Source organism: Eubacterium segne (genome assembly GCF_014287775.1).
GTDB lineage: Bacteria > Bacillota > Clostridia > Lachnospirales > Lachnospiraceae > Eubacterium_G > Eubacterium_G segne.
On record NZ_JACOOZ010000001.1, the window covers coordinates 399709 to 417360 of the forward strand.

The window sequence follows — 17652 nt, forward strand, 5'->3', positions numbered from 1 at the left end:
AATTTACCGCCTTTATTCATCACTTTTCTTTGTTTTCGTCTTTTTTTTGTCTGTTGACTTTTTTGTCTCCGGTTCATCCGACGCCTTTGAGTCGCCACCCTTAGTACCAATTATGGTAACTGAAGGAGACATGGCATATGTACTAGTATGAAGTAATTCCTTGCTTACTTCCTTTCCGTTTTCATATGTTATTTTCCAAAGCTTTGCAACATATCCTGTATGTCCTGACTTGGTTTCAGTATATCCTACAGGCTGTGTCGGATCCTTTCTTTCCTCTGTCTTAATCGGCGTAGTGCTAACTAATTCACTTTCGTATTTAACCGAATGACTTGCCTTCCTTGTGTCATGTCCGTAAATATTAAAGGTTATGGAACCACTTGAACTGTATACACCCTGAATATATATAGGTGCGTCAGTATCATTTTCAAACACCAAATCCTTGTAGTCTCCGGCCAAAGCCGCATCTGCTGCCAAATCAACATATGAAACTGCCATTGAATGGGAGAAACGCTTAGTTACCTTTATTTCCGCCCTAAGTAATGCATTATATAATGTACTTGATACCTGACAGATTCCACCTCCAAGGCTGTCTGCGACGCCACCGTCTACATATGTCCCTGCCGGATACCATCCGTTATCCTCAGTCCATGGAACAAGGTGCTCATTACATGAAAAGCTTTCTCCCGGATATAAAACATTCCCGTTTAACTTTTCAGCACCGTTTTTAATGTTCATGTTTCTGTTGTCATAGGAAGCGCCGGTTGTAAAATATGTAGTCCAACTGCCCATTGGTTCGTTAGAAACCTTCTTGCAATCCTCTGTTGTATACTCCGGTTTTGAAACCTGTATTACAGTATCAAACGTAATGTCAGACTTTTTATTCCATTTTTTCATTACAAAATCATAAAGATTATTTGTTGACTTATCATAGTCAACTACACATCCTTCCTTTTCAGGAATAATCTTAAAGCCATGACCTGTAGCCTCTAAGGATGCATTTTTCGCCTTTATGTTATATGGGTCACACTCTGTTTTCAACTTCTTTTTAAGACTTTCTTTCTTAAAGTCCATATTAAGAGTGTACTTCATTCCCTCATTCTTTAAATCAAGTTCGTCCTTATATCTCTTTATAACGTTTCCGGACTTACCTAATCCTGCTGCTTCATCAAGAACCTCACTGTTAGACCACTTATATCCTAACTCCTTAAGAGTTGTTTCAATTATGTTCTTGTTTACGTTAAGAGTTACCTTAACATCTGAGAGTTCCTTAACTCTATCCTGAATTTTCTTTTTGGCTTCCTTATATGTTAATTTTCCAACATTAACATCGCCAATGAAGATACCTTCTTTTATAACTTCGTCATCTTTAGCTTCCGTGCTTTGTGAAGCAGCAAATATCTGCACCGAACCTGTTAATAACACTAAAGTTATCAGCAATAAACTTAATTGCTTAATCCACTTCATTTTTCCCTCCGAAATGTTTTCCATTAATACCTGCCTTCTGCTACATACTAGAAACTTAAAACTGTTGTTACTATCATAGCTGCCACTAAAAGAACTGCAATTGTGCCAGCTATTATTCTCTGATTTCTTTTGTTATTAAAAAATCCCATCTTAATTTCTCCTTTTAGATTTCACCGCAAAACTTACTATTATTCTATAGATTCACCTACCTGTACAATTAATGAGTATATCACAAGTGATTATTTTCTCCTAGTATAAAATTTTGCCTTTTTCCGATATAATTTTGTCTATTTTTTTAGATGCTTCACTCTTTGTAAGACTATCAATATTAAAATCCGGCTGTATGTTATGATATTTCATTAAATCCGTAAGATATTTCTTTTGTTTGTCCGTTATAGGCTGTATTTTTTTTACCTTAAACTTGAAATCAAAAGGTTCAAACATCTCCGGATATTTTCCCCCATACTGCTCCATAAGTATTTCAAACAGTTTTGCCGTCACCTCTGCATCATTAAAGGCACGATGATGATTTTCATCCTTTATGCCATAATATGTACAAAGATAATCAAGAGCCCTGCTTTCTAAATCCGGTAAAACCTTTCTGGCAATTTTCAGCGTATCCATTCCCTTTTTATCAAAATCCAGTTTAAGGTCAATGGCACCCTGTTTTAAAAAGCTGTAATCAAATCTTATATTATGTCCTAACAAAATGTCGTCCCCGGCAAAATCAATAAATTCAGGAAGTATTTCCTCTATTCCTCTTTTGCCATACACCATATCATTGGTTATTCCCGTCAGGTCAGTAATATATCCCGGCACCGGAATTTCAGGGTTAATAAGCTCCGAAAAAACATCAATTTTTTTGCCGTTTCTCACTTTGACGGCACCTATTTCCAAAATTTTTGAATATCCTACGTTAGTTCCGGTAGTTTCTATATCCACACATACATAATCTCTTATCATCAGTTCATCCTTATAAATCAATTATTTGCAGTTTTGCCTCTTTGCTTAATGCATTTCTGTTTTCATAATCAAACAGCACATATATATTTTTCCCACATAGGCTAAATACTTCCATGTGGGTCATTCTCTCTAGCTGCCTGCTGTCATAATCTTCGTATCCGGGAAGCTTCTCCCTTGCCATTTCAGACTTATAAAAGTCCTTTATAATATTTTTATACTTTGAATTATCCTGAGAAAACGGCGGTCTGTTTTTTGCATTTTCCCTTAAATAAAAATCCAGGGTTAAAAGCTGGGAAAATGACAGTTCATCTGTCCACATACCCAATTTTTTACCGGTATTTTTACGGTATTTGTTAATAAATTCAAGAAGTATTTCGTATCTGGCAACTCTTGAATGCTTCTCACCATTACTGCTTTTTTCATTATAAAACATTCCCAGTTCAAAAAACATATCAAAGGCACTTTCAAAACAGCTTTCCAAGTATTTAATGGTATTTGAAAACTGAAAACTGTTGTAGTATATTTCCACAACACTTTCCACTGCCTTTAATTTTAAAATCTCATCAAATCCAATCCATTTAGTTTTTAGAACCTCATAAGGTGGTTTGTCACTGTAAACAATCCCAAACTCTGATGCCCTCATCTCCATTTCCGAGCCGTGAAGAACCTTAAGGAAACCTAACTGTAGTTGGTCGGGCTTCATGGCATAAACTACATTAAAAGAATGCTTAAAAGATTCATAATCTTCATAAGGAAGTCCTGCTATTAAATCAAGATGTTGATGTATATTACCATAGGACTTTATCTTTTTTGTAACATCCGCAATTTTTTGTATTGCTGTTTTTCTGTTTATTGCGGACAATGTGTCTAAATTAACTGACTGAACTCCGATTTCTAACTGAATAAGTCCCTGACGCATAGTTGAAATAAGTTCTATTTCCTCTTTTGTCATAATGTCCGCTGCAATTTCAAAATGAAAATTGGTAATGCCGTTGTCATTTTCCTTAATAAATTTCCATATTTCCATGGCATGACTATGATTACAGTTAAAAGTCCTGTCAACAAATTTAACTTGCTTTGTATTATTATCTATAAAAAACTTAAGTTCCTTTTTTACAATGTCAATGTCCCTGAATCTTAATTTCTTCTCAACTGAGGACAAACAATAACTACAGGAAAACGGGCATCCCCTGCTAGTTTCATAATAAATTATTTTATTTTCAAACTCCTTCATATCATTATATGTAAAAGGAATAGAGGACATGTCAATAAGTGGCATAGGAGAATTAATTATAATGTTTCCATCCTGTCTGTACGCCAGACCTTTTATATCGGAGAGGCTCTCTTCTAAGGAATTACGGCTATATGCCTCTATTACCTCCTTAAATATTTTCTCTCCCTCGCCATACATTACATAATCAATACTTCCATTATCTCTAAGTACCTGTTCCATATTGTAGGAAACTTCCGGTCCTCCTACCCATATTTTCACATTAGGGCAGATTTTCTTAAAATCCTTTATAACATCTTTAATTAAAACTATGTTCCATATATAGCAGGAAAAACCTATGGCATCAGGTTTTCTCATATATATGTCTCTTATTATTTCTTCTTTGTATTGGTTTATGGTATACTCTGCAATTTCGATTTCTACATTGTCTCTACCCCGGGATAATCCATATTTTTCACCGTAGGTTTTAAGACTGTATACTGCAAGATTTGAATGTATGTATTTGGCATTAACTGCCACTAATAAATATTTCATAGCCGGCTCCTAGCGTTAATAAAGGTTTTATTTTTGGGTACAAAAAAAGCGGGTGATGGGAATCGAACCCACATATCCAGCTTGGAAGGCTGGTGTTCTACCACTGAACTACACCCGCATATTCACTGCCTGGTTCCGGAATCGAACCAGAGACACGAGGATTTTCAGTCCTCTGCTCTACCAACTGAGCTAACCAGGCTTGTGATACCTCGCATCACGCAAAAATAATCCTACACTAAAACTTCATGTTTGTCAAGAAAAAGTTTCCATATTTCCGTTAGTTTCCACATGGAAGCTTTTGAAAATCCTATGATAATAAAAAATATAATTAACTAATGTAAATACCATTATAACCATATTTACAAAAACCAATATATTTACAAAAGTAAGTTTGAGATTTGGAAACAGCAATAATGTTATAAGTATTACATATGTTCCGAAAGTACAAACCTTACCATACCACATAGCTCCCTCTATTTTGTTACCTTTTTTAATGGATACAATACCGGCAACTGCCATAAAGCCTTCTTTTATAATATATAAAACAACCATAGCCACAACTATTTTATATTTAAAAGAAAGACTTAAAATGATGGCACCTAAGGTAATTTTATCGGCAATGGGGTCAAGCATTTTGCCCCAATCCGTAACCATATTAAATCTTCTTGCTATTTTCCCGTCAAAAAAATCTGTAATTCCTGACAGCACGATAGTAAGAATAACCGGTATATATGGGCCTCCGGACAGAGAATTATAAAATAAAACCATATATACCGCCACTAATACAATTCTAAAATATCCCATTATATTAGGTATTGAAAAATATTCATGCCAAAAATTCTTTCCCATTTTACTCACCTCACAGGAGATAGTATACACCAAATTTTACTATTTTAAAACCTGAAGGCAAATATACTTACGGCATTTAGCAATTAAAACTCTTCATATATAAATGCCGGTGCTGATGAATCCTGAGATAAAATAAAATATCCCCAGATTATCATAAATATAGCATAGAAAAATATTATCTTTCCCACAAACATTGCCTTGTCATTATTTTTTATCCTGCTTATAAAAGTTGTAAATCCGCTCATTAAAATATACCAGTCCTTTCAATGCCAGATGACTATCATCCTCGAACATATAATCATCATATTCCATAGATGTTAAATCAGCTAATTTCACATTATTATTTTTTGCAAAATTCCGTACTGCACCATAAAGTTCATCTCTCTTTGCCTTAGGGAAATTAGTGTAATCTGCCCACTTGGCATTAAGGGGCTGCATAACCATCATTACATCTATATTTTCCTGTCTGCAAATATCTATAAAACATTTAAGGTCGTCAAATTCCATGGAATCTGACGTATACTGCAGGTCTTTAAATGCTTTCTTTTTTACCTTCTCTTTGTAATTTTTATTGTAAATCCTGTCACTCATTCCAAAACGGTTATGACCTGATTTCTTCTCACCACGCTTTACCGCCTTTTTGTATAATTTATTCCAATGGGTTATCCGGTCTTTTCCACCCTCATTGGTGTCATTGCTGTACCCCTTTACAACAGATGCAATGTATAGCTTTGTATCTGCCTTGTAATTAGCCAGTGCACTGTGAACATTTTTTCTTACCGTATCAATAACATTTCCGTTATTATCCCTGTACCATTTTATGTCCTGCCTAATGTTTTTCCACATTGTAGGATTTTCGTCTGTCAGTTCCTTTATTCTCTTAATGACGTAGTCCTTTGTTTCGTCACTAATTTCTTTATTTTTAAGAAATGCTATCATATTGGTTTCTGAATACATTGAGCCAAAGGCATCCTTTCTGAAACCATATGACTTAAACCATTGAGGTGATACACTTATTACCACCTTTTTCCCTTTAAGTTCCTGACCTATGGAGCCTAGAATTATGGCATGTCCTAAGCTTTGAAAACCGCCCTTTCCAATAAACACCGGCTTTATGTCACTGTTCTTATAAATGCTGTCGGCATGGAAGCCTGAGCGTTGACAGTGTTTTAATTCCGACGAACCAAAAACAGCAAAAACATTATCGTTATCTACTAATTTTTTCATTCCGTCATTGCACCCAAATTTTGTGGTGCTAATCCATGTCCCATATCTTATGTTGTAGGCAGGTATGCCGTTTTTTGTGGCAATTCCTACCCCGGTTATGGTAACTAAAAACATAATAAATGCAATTCCCATTGCCTTAATGTTTTTCATTGTAATCTACCTCTGTTATTTCTTTTCTTCTACTAAAGCAATAATTTTGTTTGCTGTATTTACCTGACTTCTTACTACCTCTGATGGAGATATTACTACTCCAAGTTCATCTTCAATCATAGCTAACAACTCAGCAAATGCTAATGAATCCATAAGTTCTTCCTCAAATAAATCCATATCTAAATCTTCTCTTACTACATCATCGTCACATACTTCTTCTAATAAATCTAAAACTTTCTCTTTCATTTCACATGTCCTTTCTAACTCTAAAACTTTTTATTTATATTTATATAAGATGTCCTGAGAATATCAGGAATCCAAACATCACAAGATTAATTGTTACTGTCCATGACAGAACATAATACCATTTTTTCTTTTTATTTCTCCTATAGAATTTTGATTTCTTCTGATAAATTTCCGTCAGTGCCAAAAGTATTCCATGGTACAAACCATATACTATGTAACACAGGCTAAGTCCGTGCCACACACCCATAACAAACATATTTATAATGAAGCCCACTGAGGCTGTTGTCAGTCTGGTTTTAAAACGCTTTTTCTTTGTGGATGAAATAATAAATCTGGTAAATATAAAATCCCTGAACCACTCTGACAAAGATATATGCCACCTTGCCCAGAAATCCTTCATATCCTTACTTATAAAAGGCTTGTTAAAGTTGTCCGGCACCTTAACTCCCAGCATATATCCGCATCCCACTGCCATAAGGCTGTAGCCTGCGAAATCAAAAAACATATATATTCCATAGGTGTATGCATAAGCAATTTCATTTAATACCGTAGGCTCTACCACCTGCATCATAACCTTGTAAGCCAGGTCTGCCAACACAAATTTATATACAATACCTACAAAGAATTTTTCCAATCCTTTTCCAAATAATTCAAGATATTCACTTCTCTTATAGGCTTTCTGTATATCTCCCTCAAATCTTCTGCTTCGGTCAATGGGGCCACAGCTGAATGTTGGGAAGAAAATCAGAAATGCCGTAAAATCTGAAACAGAAATGTGCTCTATAACTCCGTCATACATTTCTATTATGATTTGAACCACTCTGAAAGTTAAATATGATATTCCAATAAACTGAAACCACCCAAGACCTTTAAAGGCATCCAGTTCATTTAGTTTACATAACGCAAGGGGTACAATTGTCAGAAAAACAAACAATCTGTATATCCACAGCACCCTGCCTTTTTTTCTTATTTGCTCATAAATCTTAACTAATGCAAGTTCTATAAGGAAATAAATTACAAAATAAATTAATGCTGCCGGTGTATCTATAAGCACCAGTGTTATAAACAGGACAGAAACTGCTATATCGTACCACTTAAGTGTTTTTTCACAAAGTCCGATTATAAGGGCAATTACCAAAACCGGTATTAACATTGTGAAAAAAAATTCTCCTGAAAAAAAACTCATTACAAAAGACCTCCAAGATATTTTCTGTCAGCCTTACCATTAATGTTCATTGGTATTTCTTCAACATATTTAACCTTCTTAGGTATCATATACACAGGAAGGATTTCCTTTAACTGCTTTTTAACCTCTCTTCCAAACTCACTTGGAGTTTTTCCGTCAAGATTTCCTGTAACAAAAGCTGTAAGGCTTCTTACTTTTCCTTCTTTCATATTAGGTAACACCACTGCATGGCTTATTTGAGGAAGTCTTAACATGTTGTTTTCAATATCTTCCACTTCAATTCTATATCCGTTTAATTTTACCTGAAGATCAATTCTTCCATTGTAATAAAGCTGTCCGCCAATCTTGTATCCTGCATCTCCCGTATGGTATCCACGATACATTTTTTCTTCTCTTTCACAGGTGAAAAAGGCTTTTTCGGTAAGGTCATCTCTTTTAAAATATCCTGTACTTACAGTATCACCTATTATAATAATTTCTCCCTGCTCGCCTTCAGGAAGGCTGTTTCCCTGTTCGTCATGTATTTCAAGCCATGTGCCTTTCTTCTCATGTCCTACCGGAAGTGATTTTCCTTTAGCCATGGTTTCTTCTAACAATTCAGGTGTAATCAGCACATCTGATACTGCTACAGTAGATTCTGTAGGCCCATATGTGTTAATAATTTTTACATCCGGAAATCTCTCCTGTAATTTCTTTGTAGTGGATGTTGTAAGCACCTCTCCACAAAATAAAAATACTTTAAGATTCGGCATCATTGTGCTACAGAATTTCTTATCTGCTAAACACATATCTGCAAAGGACGGCGTTGAAACCCACACATTGAGATTCGCCTCTTCAAAATGATTAAACATTACATTGTAATCTTCCTGCATTTTCTTTGTTAATGTATGAAGGGTTCCGCCTAAAGCTAAACAGGTGTACAAATCCATTACTGATAAATCAAAGGAAAACGGTGCCTGATTACCAAAGTTAAATATTTCATTTTCCTTTACCTCGCCACATAATGTAACAGACCAGTCTAAATAATTGTTAAGGCAGTCAAAGGTAATCTGAACTCCCTTTGGCTTTCCTGTGCTGCCGGATGTGAAAATAATATAATATGTATCATCTGGCTTTACCCAATTTTCCACCTTGGCAGTTTCTTCTTCCTTCTCTATAATTTCCTTTATCTTGTCTAAATTTATTACATTTTCATTATCTAGTGTGATGTCTCCCTCCACCTGAAAAATAACCTCAGGCTCAACACATTCCACTGTTGCCTCAACCCTTGTGTCAGGAATTGAAATGTCCTGGGGACAATATGCCTTTCCTGCCTTAACACATGCAAGAAAGCACACAATCATATATGGATTTTTATGTCCGTATACAATTACAGGTGTTTTAGTATCACCATAATTTCTATATATCCATGCAGCAAGCTTATCTGAATAAGCATCCAGCTGACCATAAGAAAGACAGGAATCGTCACTTTTAATAGCTATCCTGTCTCCATTTTCTGTTGAAATTTTTTTAATTTTTTTTAAAATATTCATATCACTAATCCCTTTGTAAAATATATTTGTGCCTTAAAAAAGGTAAGTTTTTTCAATGATGATACAATTGTACTATCTTGGCTAATACAAACTATACAACTTATACATATTAATTACAAGTGTTTTTTTATTAAGATTTCATTAAGATTTCTTTACAATTATTAATATTTCCGCAATCTATCATATATTTAAGTGGCTGACATAATCTGTTTTGTCCCATAATTTGTATTTAATTCCATAAAAAATGCCTTATTAAAAGATAGATAATCATTTTAATAAGACATTTATTATTTTAAACTTATGAATTACTAATTTTGCCCTATATTTCCACTAATGTGATTTAACCTTAGTCCAAAGACTTGCACAGTATTCCTTTATATCCTGTTTCCTATCTTTAAATTCTTCATTCTTCTCATTAGACGTATCCGGTGCACATCCGGGATTTCCCTTATATTCATCATCCCTGAAATGTTCGTATACAGACTTCACACCACTGTCATATCCAATATATCTTGTATTTTCTAAAGCCACATCCTCCTGTAAAAAGTAATTAATATATTTATGGGCTAATTCAGTATTTTTGCAATTCTTAGTAATAATCATTGCATCAATCCACACATTTGAACCCTGATTTGGTACAAAAAATCCCATATTTTCATTTTCGGAAATTATATATGCACCATCTCCGGAATACACAACCGCCATATCTTTATTGCCGGAAATCATGTTATCCATAACATCATCTCCAACATATACCGGTTTCATAGTTTTCTGCTGGTCTATCAGCCAATTGTATGCCTCATCTAACTGGGATTTTTTATCTGTATTCATGGAATATCCCAGTGCCTTAAGAGCCACCATTAAGGAGTCCCTTTCTGAGTCATACATATAAATTTTGCCGCTATACTTTTTGTTCTTTAAAATATCCCATCCCTCAGCTAAATCCTTCTCATCTACCTTAGTTTTGTCATAGACAATACCTACTGTTCCCCAGTAATATGGCACGCCGTACTGACTACCTTTATCAAAGCTGTTTTCAAGAAGGGAAGGAATAATCTTATCCTTGTTGGTTATAAGATTCCAATCTATCTTCTGAAGATAATCCTCGCTAATTAACCTTTCAACCATGTAATCAGAAGGGATAATAACATCATATTCCGCACCGCTTTGAATTTTGGTATACATGGTTTCGTTAGAATCAAAGGTTTCGTAAACAACATCACAGTTGTTCTCTTTCTCAAATCTGTCTATTAACTGTGGGTCAACGTATTCTCCGCTGTTAAAAACCCTAAGTACCGGTCTGCTGCTTATATTGTTAAATCTTACTACACAAAATACTGCAACACCTACTACCGCAACGGCACTAACCACTGCCACCACGCGCTTCCACACTCCTGTTGCAGCACTTGCCTTCTCAACATTTTGCCCTCTTTTCTTCTTATAAATGGCAGGTATTACATTTATAACCACCAGTACCACAACAATAAGTAAAATAAGAAGAGTTGACAGTGCGTTTATAGTCGGGTTGGTTCTCTTTGACATGTTGTACACAACTATGGAAATGTTTGACACCCCATTTCCTGTTACAAAGTATGAAACCACAAAATCATCCATTGACATTGTAAAGGCAAGGAGCATTCCCGCATAAATTCCCGGTTTTAACATTGGAATAATTACCTTTGTTAATGCCTGAAATGGTGTTGCCCCTAAGTCCATTGCCACGTCTGCCAGATTATGATCCATGCTTCTTACTTTTGGATATACACTGATAATAACGTAAGGGGTACAAAATGCTATATGTGCCAAAAGCATGGTAATATAGCCTCTTTCCATTCTAACTGACGTAAATAAAATCATCAGTCCTATAGCCGTAACTATATCCGGATTCATTATGGGCATATTATTTACGTTAAGAAGCCATTCCTTAAGCACTTTTCTGCTTTTTGACAAACCGATGGCTGTTATTGTTCCAAGAATGGTGGATACCACCGTGGCAATTAACGCAATACTTATGGAAACGTATACTGCTGATATTATGTTGTTATCTGTTAAAAGCTTCCTGTACCATCTAAGGGAAAATCCTGCAAAGTTGGTAAGGGATTTTGATGAGTTAAATGAGAAAAACATTGTCACCAAAATCGGCAGATAAAAAAACACAAACATTAATGTAATGTATAATTTTGAGCCTATGGAGATTTTCTTTTTCATTTGTCACCTCCATTTTCTTCCGGATCAATCTTTTTCATTAATCCCATCATTGCCAATATTATTATTGCAAGAATAACTGATATTGCACTTCCGAAATTCCAGTCTCCCACGGAAATAAACTGGTTTTCAATAAGGTTACCAATTAATACAAACTGATGTCCTCCTAACAATACCGGAATTACGAATGATGATATGGATAACAAAAATACCATGGTAACACCACTTATAACTCCAGGAAGGGACAACTTAAGTATAACCTTCGTAAAGGTCTGAAATTTATTTGCTCCCAAATCTCCTGCTGCTTCTACCAATGAATGATCCATTTTGGCTAATGACGTATGAATAGGTATAACCATAAAGGGAAGCAGGTCACATACCAATCCCATAATAACCGAGAAATTGGTGTACATCATAGTTACCGGATTAAGTCCTATGGCTTTTAATAACGTATTCACTATTCCGTTGTCTGAAAGAAGGCTAATCCACGCATATGTCCTAAGCAGGGTGTTAATCCACATAGGAATTGTAACTAAAAGTATTAAAATATTTTGTATTTCATCATTAAATTTCGATATTATATATGCCATGGGATACGCCAAAGCAAGGCATATCACTGTGGTTATCAGTCCCATTTCCAATGATTTTACAAATACATTAAGGTAAACCGGGTCTGATATTTTTTTGAAATTATCTAATGTAAAATGTATCGTAATAAGGGAATTATCCCCTGTGGTTACGGAATATAGCACAACTAATACAAGGGGAAGTGCTATAAGCAAAAACGACCATAACACATAGGGCTTTACCAGTCCTTTGAAATGCTGCATAGCTACCTCCTAATTTTCCATTTTGTGCATAACCTGAATATCATAAGGGTCTATGGTAAGACCTATTTCAATTCCCAACTCGATATTTTCCGTAGTATGCACCTTATAATTTCTGTATTTGCACTGCACCAGATACTCATAATGAACACCTTTAAAAATTTTTGACACAACCTTTCCTACAACTTTGCCCTCTTCCGGTGCCACTATATCCATATCTTCCGGTCTTAAAACTACCTCAATTTCCTCGTTATCCTTAAATCCCTTGTCAACACATTCCCACATTACATCATCAAACTTAACAAGGCAGTCCTTTATCATATTTCCTTCAATAATATTGGATTCTCCAATAAATTCCGCCACAAATCTGTTTTGTGGTTCGTTGTAAATATCAATGGGGGTGCCTATCTGCTGAATAACTCCGTCGTTCATTACAACTATTGTATCAGACATGGTAAGAGCTTCCTCCTGGTCGTGAGTTACAAATATAAAGGTTATGCCTACTTCCTTTTGAATTTTTTTAAGCTCCGTCTGCATATCCTTTCTAAGCTTCGCATCAAGGGCACCTAGTGGCTCATCAAGAAGTAAAATCTTTGGTTCATTAACCAAAGCCCTTGCAATGGCAACTCTTTGCTGCTGCCCTCCTGAAAGGCTTGTTACATCCCTTTTCTCATATCCTTTAAGACCTACTAATTCAAGCATTCTCTTCACTTTTTTATCTATTATATTTTTGTCTGTCTTTTTTAAATTAAGACCGAAAGCTATATTGTCGTACACATTTAAAAATGGAAAAAGGGCATATTTCTGGAATACAGTGTTGATTTCTCTTTTATATGGTGGAATCTTTGAGATATCCTTACCACTTACTAACACCTGTCCGTTACTTGGCTCTTCAAAACCGCCTATTATTCTGAGAATTGTGGTTTTTCCGCAACCACTTGGCCCTAAAAGTGTAAGAAATTCATTTTCATAGATATTTAAGTCAATTCCTCTTAAAACCTGTTGTTCCCCAAAGTTTTTTGAAATATTCTTAAGTTCAATAATTGTATTTCCCATTTTTGCCTCCTTTTTTAATAGTATTGTCGTCTTTTCATTAGCCGGCTGATTATTCAAAGATTTCATCTAAAAACCTTTATCTAAAAACCTTTATCTAAAAACTTTCATCTAAAAACTTGGTGGACTGCTTATCCACAACACTTTTGCACCGTTTTTTGATTTAAGATAATGCTTATATTTTGCCTCGTAGTAAAATGATTCACCTTTTTTTGCCTTAAATGAACGGTTTCCCAAAACTATCTGCACCGTTCCTGACAACACATACCCAAACTCTTCTCCCTCATGGGGATTATCCGGGTATGTAGCTCCACCTGCTTCTAATGTAAGAAGTATAGGCTCCATTATGTTTTTCTGGGCATTTGGTATTATCCACTGAATATTATTTTTTAACTCTTCATCTGTTTTTTCAAAATAATCTTCCTTTGAGAAAACTATCTGCTTGTCCTCATCGTCACTAAAAAAATGCTTTAAATCCGTGCCTAAACACTGCAACACATCTATTAATGTGGCAATAGATGGGGATGTGAGATTATTCTCCATTTGTGAAATAAATCCCTTTGACAATTCTGACCTGTCTGCCAATTCTTCCTGTGTCAGCCCGTTGGCAATTCTTAATTCTTTTATTTTGCTTCCTATATCCATTATATAACTTAATTACCTTCCTTAGTTTTCATAAACTAAACAAAAAGTTTAGTATTTCTAACCCTAGAATACTATATAAAAATATGGTGGGAATGTCAATATAATTGTGGTGGGATGTGAAATTATTTTTGGGATGTGAAATTATTGTGTGGTCGGTTGGATTTGTCTTTTCAAGTTTTTCAATGGTACCCTGTGGAGAGTTGCGTGGAATTTTAGTGCTTCCAACTGCTTTTGGACAGTTGGTTTTTCATTTTCAAACTTTCCAACCGTCCCCCACAGAAAAATAAGTTATTTTGCCATCAAAAAAGCAGTTGAATTGTCCATTTTCAAACATTCAACTGCTTTTTGACATATAACGCTTCCGCTCCGATTCAACCACCATAGTCTAATCACTACAGCACACCTAGCATCTACTAGCCTCTGTTCTGTGCATCTACCAGATTCTTGCTGTGATAAATTTCCCTAAGCTTAGGCTTTTCAATCTTTCCTGTAGCATTTCTAGGTACTTTGGCGAAAATAATCTTTCTAGGTCTCTTATATCTTGGAAGTTCCTTGCAGAACTCATTTATTTCTTCTTCGCTACATTCCGTATCAGGATTTAACTCAATAATGGCTGCTGAAATTTCCCCTAATCGCTCATCTGCCAGTCCAATTACGGCAACATCCTTAATTTTAGGGTGCTTGCTTAAGAAGTTCTCTATCTGTACCGGATATATATTTTCACCACCACTGATAATAACGTCCTTCTTTCTGTCAACAAGATAAATAAAGCCATCCTTATCCATTTCTGCCATGTCTCCGGTATAAAGCCATCCGTCCTTAAGACATTCAGCTGTAGCTTTTTCATCGTTGTAGTAACAAGTCATAACCCCGGGGCCCTTAACAATAAGTTCCCCTACGTCTCCCTGATTAACTTCATTACCTTCAGTGTCAACAATTTTAGCCTGCCAGCCATATCCCGGCACACCAATTGCTCCTACCTTATCAATATTATCAACACCTAAATGTACACAACCCGGCCCAATTGATTCGCTTAAGCCATAGTTGGTGTCGTACTGATGATGTGGAAAATATTCCTTCCATCTCTTAATGAGACTTTGAGGCACAGGCTGAGCACCAATATGCATAAGTCTCCACTGCTTCAAATCATAATCTTCGATTTTAAGCTCACCTCTGTCTAATGCCAGCAAAATATCCTGAGCCCAAGGCACTAAAAGCCATACAATAGTACAATGCTCTTTAGATACTGTTTCAAAAATAGTTTTAGGTGTAACACCCTTTAACAAAACTGCTTTTCCACCGGTAAGAAGACTACCGAACCAATGCATTTTTGCCCCTGTATGATAAAGAGGCGGAATACACAAAAATACGTCATCCTTTGTTTGTCCGTGATGATTCTGTTCAACCTTTGCCGCATGCATAAGGCTTTCGTGATTATGTAAAATAGCTTTCGGAAATCCTGTTGTTCCTGATGAAAAATAAATTGCCGCATCATCCTCATCGGTAATTTTAATATCCGGTGACAATGAAGAACAGTTTGAAACAAGATTATCATAATTTTCTGCAAAAGAAGGGCAATCCCCACCTACATAAAACAAAATTCTCTTTTCATCTATTTCATCTACAATTTCTTCTATACGCCCAATAAATTCAGGCCCGAAGAAAAGAACATCTGTCTCTGAAAGCTCCAGACAATATTTAATTTCATGTTCGTCAAAACGGAAATTCATTGGCACTGCCAATGCTCCTGTTTTTAATATTCCAAAGTAAATAGGCAGCCACTCTAAGCAATTCATCATAAGAATTGCTACTTTATCACCTTTTCTTATGCCTCTGCTAAGTAACAGGTTAGCTACCCTGTTAGCCTTTTCGTTAAATACATGCCATGTTATTTCACGTCTGTACTGCTGACTTAAATCCGGCTGGATTAACTCGTACTCACGCCATGTAACACGTCTTTTCTCCTTTATATCAGGATTAATTTCCACGAGAGCCACATCATTTGCATATTGTATGGCATTTCTCTCTAATAATTCTGTGATAGGCATTTATTTATCCTTCTCTCTTTCTTTATTTCCCTTTAGTTGTAATGGTGCACAGCCATTTAAATAACATTAGAATCCAAACAGTCTTTTGGCATTTTCTCCAAGAATCAGTTTCTTTTCATCATCATTAAGTCCTGTATTGTCAAAGTCTTCCAAAGCCTGTTTCTGGTCGTACCATGGGCTGTCGGTTCCAAACAGTATTTTGTCAGCACCGTGTTTTCTCACCATTCTCACAAACTGCTCATTGCCAAGTCTTACAGGGAACCTTCTGTTTAAGACTACTGCTGTATCCATATAAAATGGAAGACCTGCCAGTTTTTCTTCCACTTCATCCCATAATCTCCATCCACCCATATGTGCCAGAATAAGTTTTTCCGGCTGAATATGTTTCCACAAATTAAGAACCATATCCGGTGTGCAGTGAATAGTATCCGGAAGACCTACATCCTCTCCTGCGTGTACTATTATTCCCAGACCCTTATTTGCTGCATAATCAATGAGCCTTATATATCTCTCATCATCAAAAAATACATGTTGATAATCCGGATGAAGCTTAATTGCCTTAAGCTCCATAGACGCAATATCATCTATGATTTCCTTGTAATTCTCACAGTCGGGATGAATGGCACCAAAGTTAAACACCTTTGTTTCATCCATTTTTTCATTGGCTTTAACTGACAATTCGTTGATTTTTTCAGGTTGTGTAACATTAGTTGCCACAGGGCAAACCACTGACAAATCAATTCCTGCACTTTTAGTGCTGTCAGATAATCCCTGAAACGTAGGGATTCTGGCACATTTAACCTCAAAGCCCTGACCTCTTACGATATCCTCTTCCATATGCTCTATGGCTCTGGCTGCTATCTTGTACGGAAATGTATGGGTATGAATATCAATGATCATTTCAAATTCCTTCTTATTTAAAATTCGTAGCCTCTCTCAAAAGCTGCCACGTTAATATCTATAGTCTTTGGTGGAACAGTTTTCTTAATTACATCAATCCACTGTTCTTTCGGGAAGTCCATTCTCTTTGCAGCAACTCCTAAAATAATAACGTTGAAAACCCTTGGATTGCCCATGGCTAAAGCTTCAGCCTGAGCATCAACGGAAATAACCTTATGTTCCTTTGACAGATTTTCAATAATATTTTCAGGATATTTTGCCACTCCCGTAACTACAGGCATAGGGTCGATTCTCTGATCATTAACAATAATAACCCCATCCTTTTTTAAGTAGTGAGCATATCTTAAAGCCTCTAATCTTTCAAAAGCAATCAGTACATCTGCCTGACCTTCCTCCACTATAGGCTCTGCTACCTTTTCTCCATATCTTACATATGTTACAACGCTTCCTCCACGCTGTGCCATTCCGTGAACTTCTGATAATTTTACATCATATCCTGCGGCTACTGTAATTCCCCCTAAAATTCTGCTGGTAAGGAGAGTACCCTGACCACCAACGCCTACTATCATAATATTCCTTGTTTCTGCCATGA

Annotated in this window: 16 protein-coding genes and 2 tRNA genes; all 18 read right to left on the reverse strand. The window is 35.8% G+C overall.

Annotated features, from left to right (window positions below):
- Positions 1 to 12 precede the first annotated feature (12 nt).
- Complete coding sequence (locus H8S00_RS01930; protein ID WP_186839892.1) at positions 13 to 1464, reverse strand: VanW family protein; 1452 nt, start codon at positions 1462 to 1464, stop codon at positions 13 to 15.
- A 249-nt stretch (positions 1465 to 1713) separates the two neighbouring features.
- Positions 1714 to 2427 (reverse strand): 3'-5' exonuclease, encoded by a 714-nt coding sequence (locus H8S00_RS01935; RefSeq protein WP_186839893.1) that lies wholly within the window; start codon positions 2425 to 2427, stop codon positions 1714 to 1716.
- Positions 2428 to 2437: 10 nt separating this feature from the next.
- Positions 2438 to 4192: a B12-binding domain-containing radical SAM protein gene (locus H8S00_RS01940; RefSeq protein ID WP_186839894.1), complete on the reverse strand. Its 1755-nt coding sequence runs from the start codon at positions 4190 to 4192 to the stop codon at positions 2438 to 2440.
- A 47-nt stretch (positions 4193 to 4239) separates the two neighbouring features.
- Positions 4240 to 4310: transfer RNA gene (locus H8S00_RS01945), tRNA-Gly, on the reverse strand.
- An 8-nt stretch (positions 4311 to 4318) separates the two neighbouring features.
- Positions 4319 to 4391, reverse strand: a tRNA-Phe gene (locus tag H8S00_RS01950).
- A gap of 53 nt (positions 4392 to 4444) precedes the next feature.
- Positions 4445 to 5041: a CDP-alcohol phosphatidyltransferase family protein gene (locus H8S00_RS01955; protein WP_021952185.1), complete on the reverse strand. Its 597-nt coding sequence runs from the start codon at positions 5039 to 5041 to the stop codon at positions 4445 to 4447.
- Positions 5042 to 5124: 83 nt separating this feature from the next.
- Positions 5125 to 5286 carry a hypothetical protein gene (locus H8S00_RS01960; RefSeq protein ID WP_186839895.1) on the reverse strand — a complete coding sequence of 54 codons (162 nt, stop codon included), beginning with the start codon at positions 5284 to 5286 and terminating at the stop codon, positions 5125 to 5127.
- Positions 5246 to 6418, reverse strand: coding sequence for a D-alanyl-lipoteichoic acid biosynthesis protein DltD (gene dltD, locus H8S00_RS01965; RefSeq protein WP_186839896.1), 1173 nt, complete (start codon positions 6416 to 6418; stop codon positions 5246 to 5248). The genes H8S00_RS01960 and dltD overlap by 41 nt, the downstream gene beginning before the upstream one ends.
- A 15-nt stretch (positions 6419 to 6433) precedes the next feature.
- A complete protein-coding gene (gene dltC, locus H8S00_RS01970) occupies positions 6434 to 6664 on the reverse strand; it encodes a D-alanine--poly(phosphoribitol) ligase subunit DltC (RefSeq protein WP_021952182.1) in 231 nt (76 codons plus the stop codon).
- Between the two features lie 40 nt (positions 6665 to 6704).
- Complete coding sequence (gene dltB / locus H8S00_RS01975; RefSeq protein WP_186839897.1) at positions 6705 to 7850, reverse strand: D-alanyl-lipoteichoic acid biosynthesis protein DltB; 1146 nt, start codon at positions 7848 to 7850, stop codon at positions 6705 to 6707.
- Positions 7850 to 9382, reverse strand: coding sequence for a D-alanine--poly(phosphoribitol) ligase subunit DltA (gene dltA, locus H8S00_RS01980; RefSeq protein WP_186839898.1), 1533 nt, complete (start codon positions 9380 to 9382; stop codon positions 7850 to 7852). Before dltA ends, dltB begins: the two co-directional genes overlap by 1 nt.
- Before the next feature lie 330 nt (positions 9383 to 9712).
- The gene (locus tag H8S00_RS01985) at positions 9713 to 11590 is read right to left on the reverse strand and encodes an extracellular solute-binding protein (protein ID WP_186839899.1); all 1878 of its coding nucleotides are present in this window, start codon (positions 11588 to 11590) and stop codon (positions 9713 to 9715) included.
- Positions 11587 to 12417, reverse strand: coding sequence for an ABC transporter permease (locus H8S00_RS01990; RefSeq protein ID WP_021952178.1), 831 nt, complete (start codon positions 12415 to 12417; stop codon positions 11587 to 11589). The genes H8S00_RS01985 and H8S00_RS01990 overlap by 4 nt, the downstream gene beginning before the upstream one ends.
- Positions 12418 to 12426: 9 nt before the next feature.
- Positions 12427 to 13470 carry a spermidine/putrescine ABC transporter ATP-binding protein gene (gene potA, locus H8S00_RS01995; RefSeq protein ID WP_118589240.1) on the reverse strand — a complete coding sequence of 348 codons (1044 nt, stop codon included), beginning with the start codon at positions 13468 to 13470 and terminating at the stop codon, positions 12427 to 12429.
- A gap of 108 nt (positions 13471 to 13578) precedes the next feature.
- Positions 13579 to 14112 carry a helix-turn-helix domain-containing protein gene (locus H8S00_RS02000; protein WP_118589239.1) on the reverse strand — a complete coding sequence of 178 codons (534 nt, stop codon included), beginning with the start codon at positions 14110 to 14112 and terminating at the stop codon, positions 13579 to 13581.
- A 413-nt stretch (positions 14113 to 14525) separates the two neighbouring features.
- Positions 14526 to 16160: a class I adenylate-forming enzyme family protein gene (locus H8S00_RS02005; RefSeq protein ID WP_021952175.1), complete on the reverse strand. Its 1635-nt coding sequence runs from the start codon at positions 16158 to 16160 to the stop codon at positions 14526 to 14528.
- 66 nt (positions 16161 to 16226) lie between these two features.
- Positions 16227 to 17060: an amidohydrolase family protein gene (locus tag H8S00_RS02010; RefSeq protein WP_118589238.1), complete on the reverse strand. Its 834-nt coding sequence runs from the start codon at positions 17058 to 17060 to the stop codon at positions 16227 to 16229.
- Between the two features lie 17 nt (positions 17061 to 17077).
- On the reverse strand, positions 17078 to 17650 hold the full coding sequence (locus H8S00_RS02015) for an indolepyruvate oxidoreductase subunit beta (protein ID WP_021952173.1): 573 nt from the start codon (positions 17648 to 17650) through the stop codon (positions 17078 to 17080).
- Between the last annotated feature and the right edge of the window lie 2 nt (positions 17651 to 17652).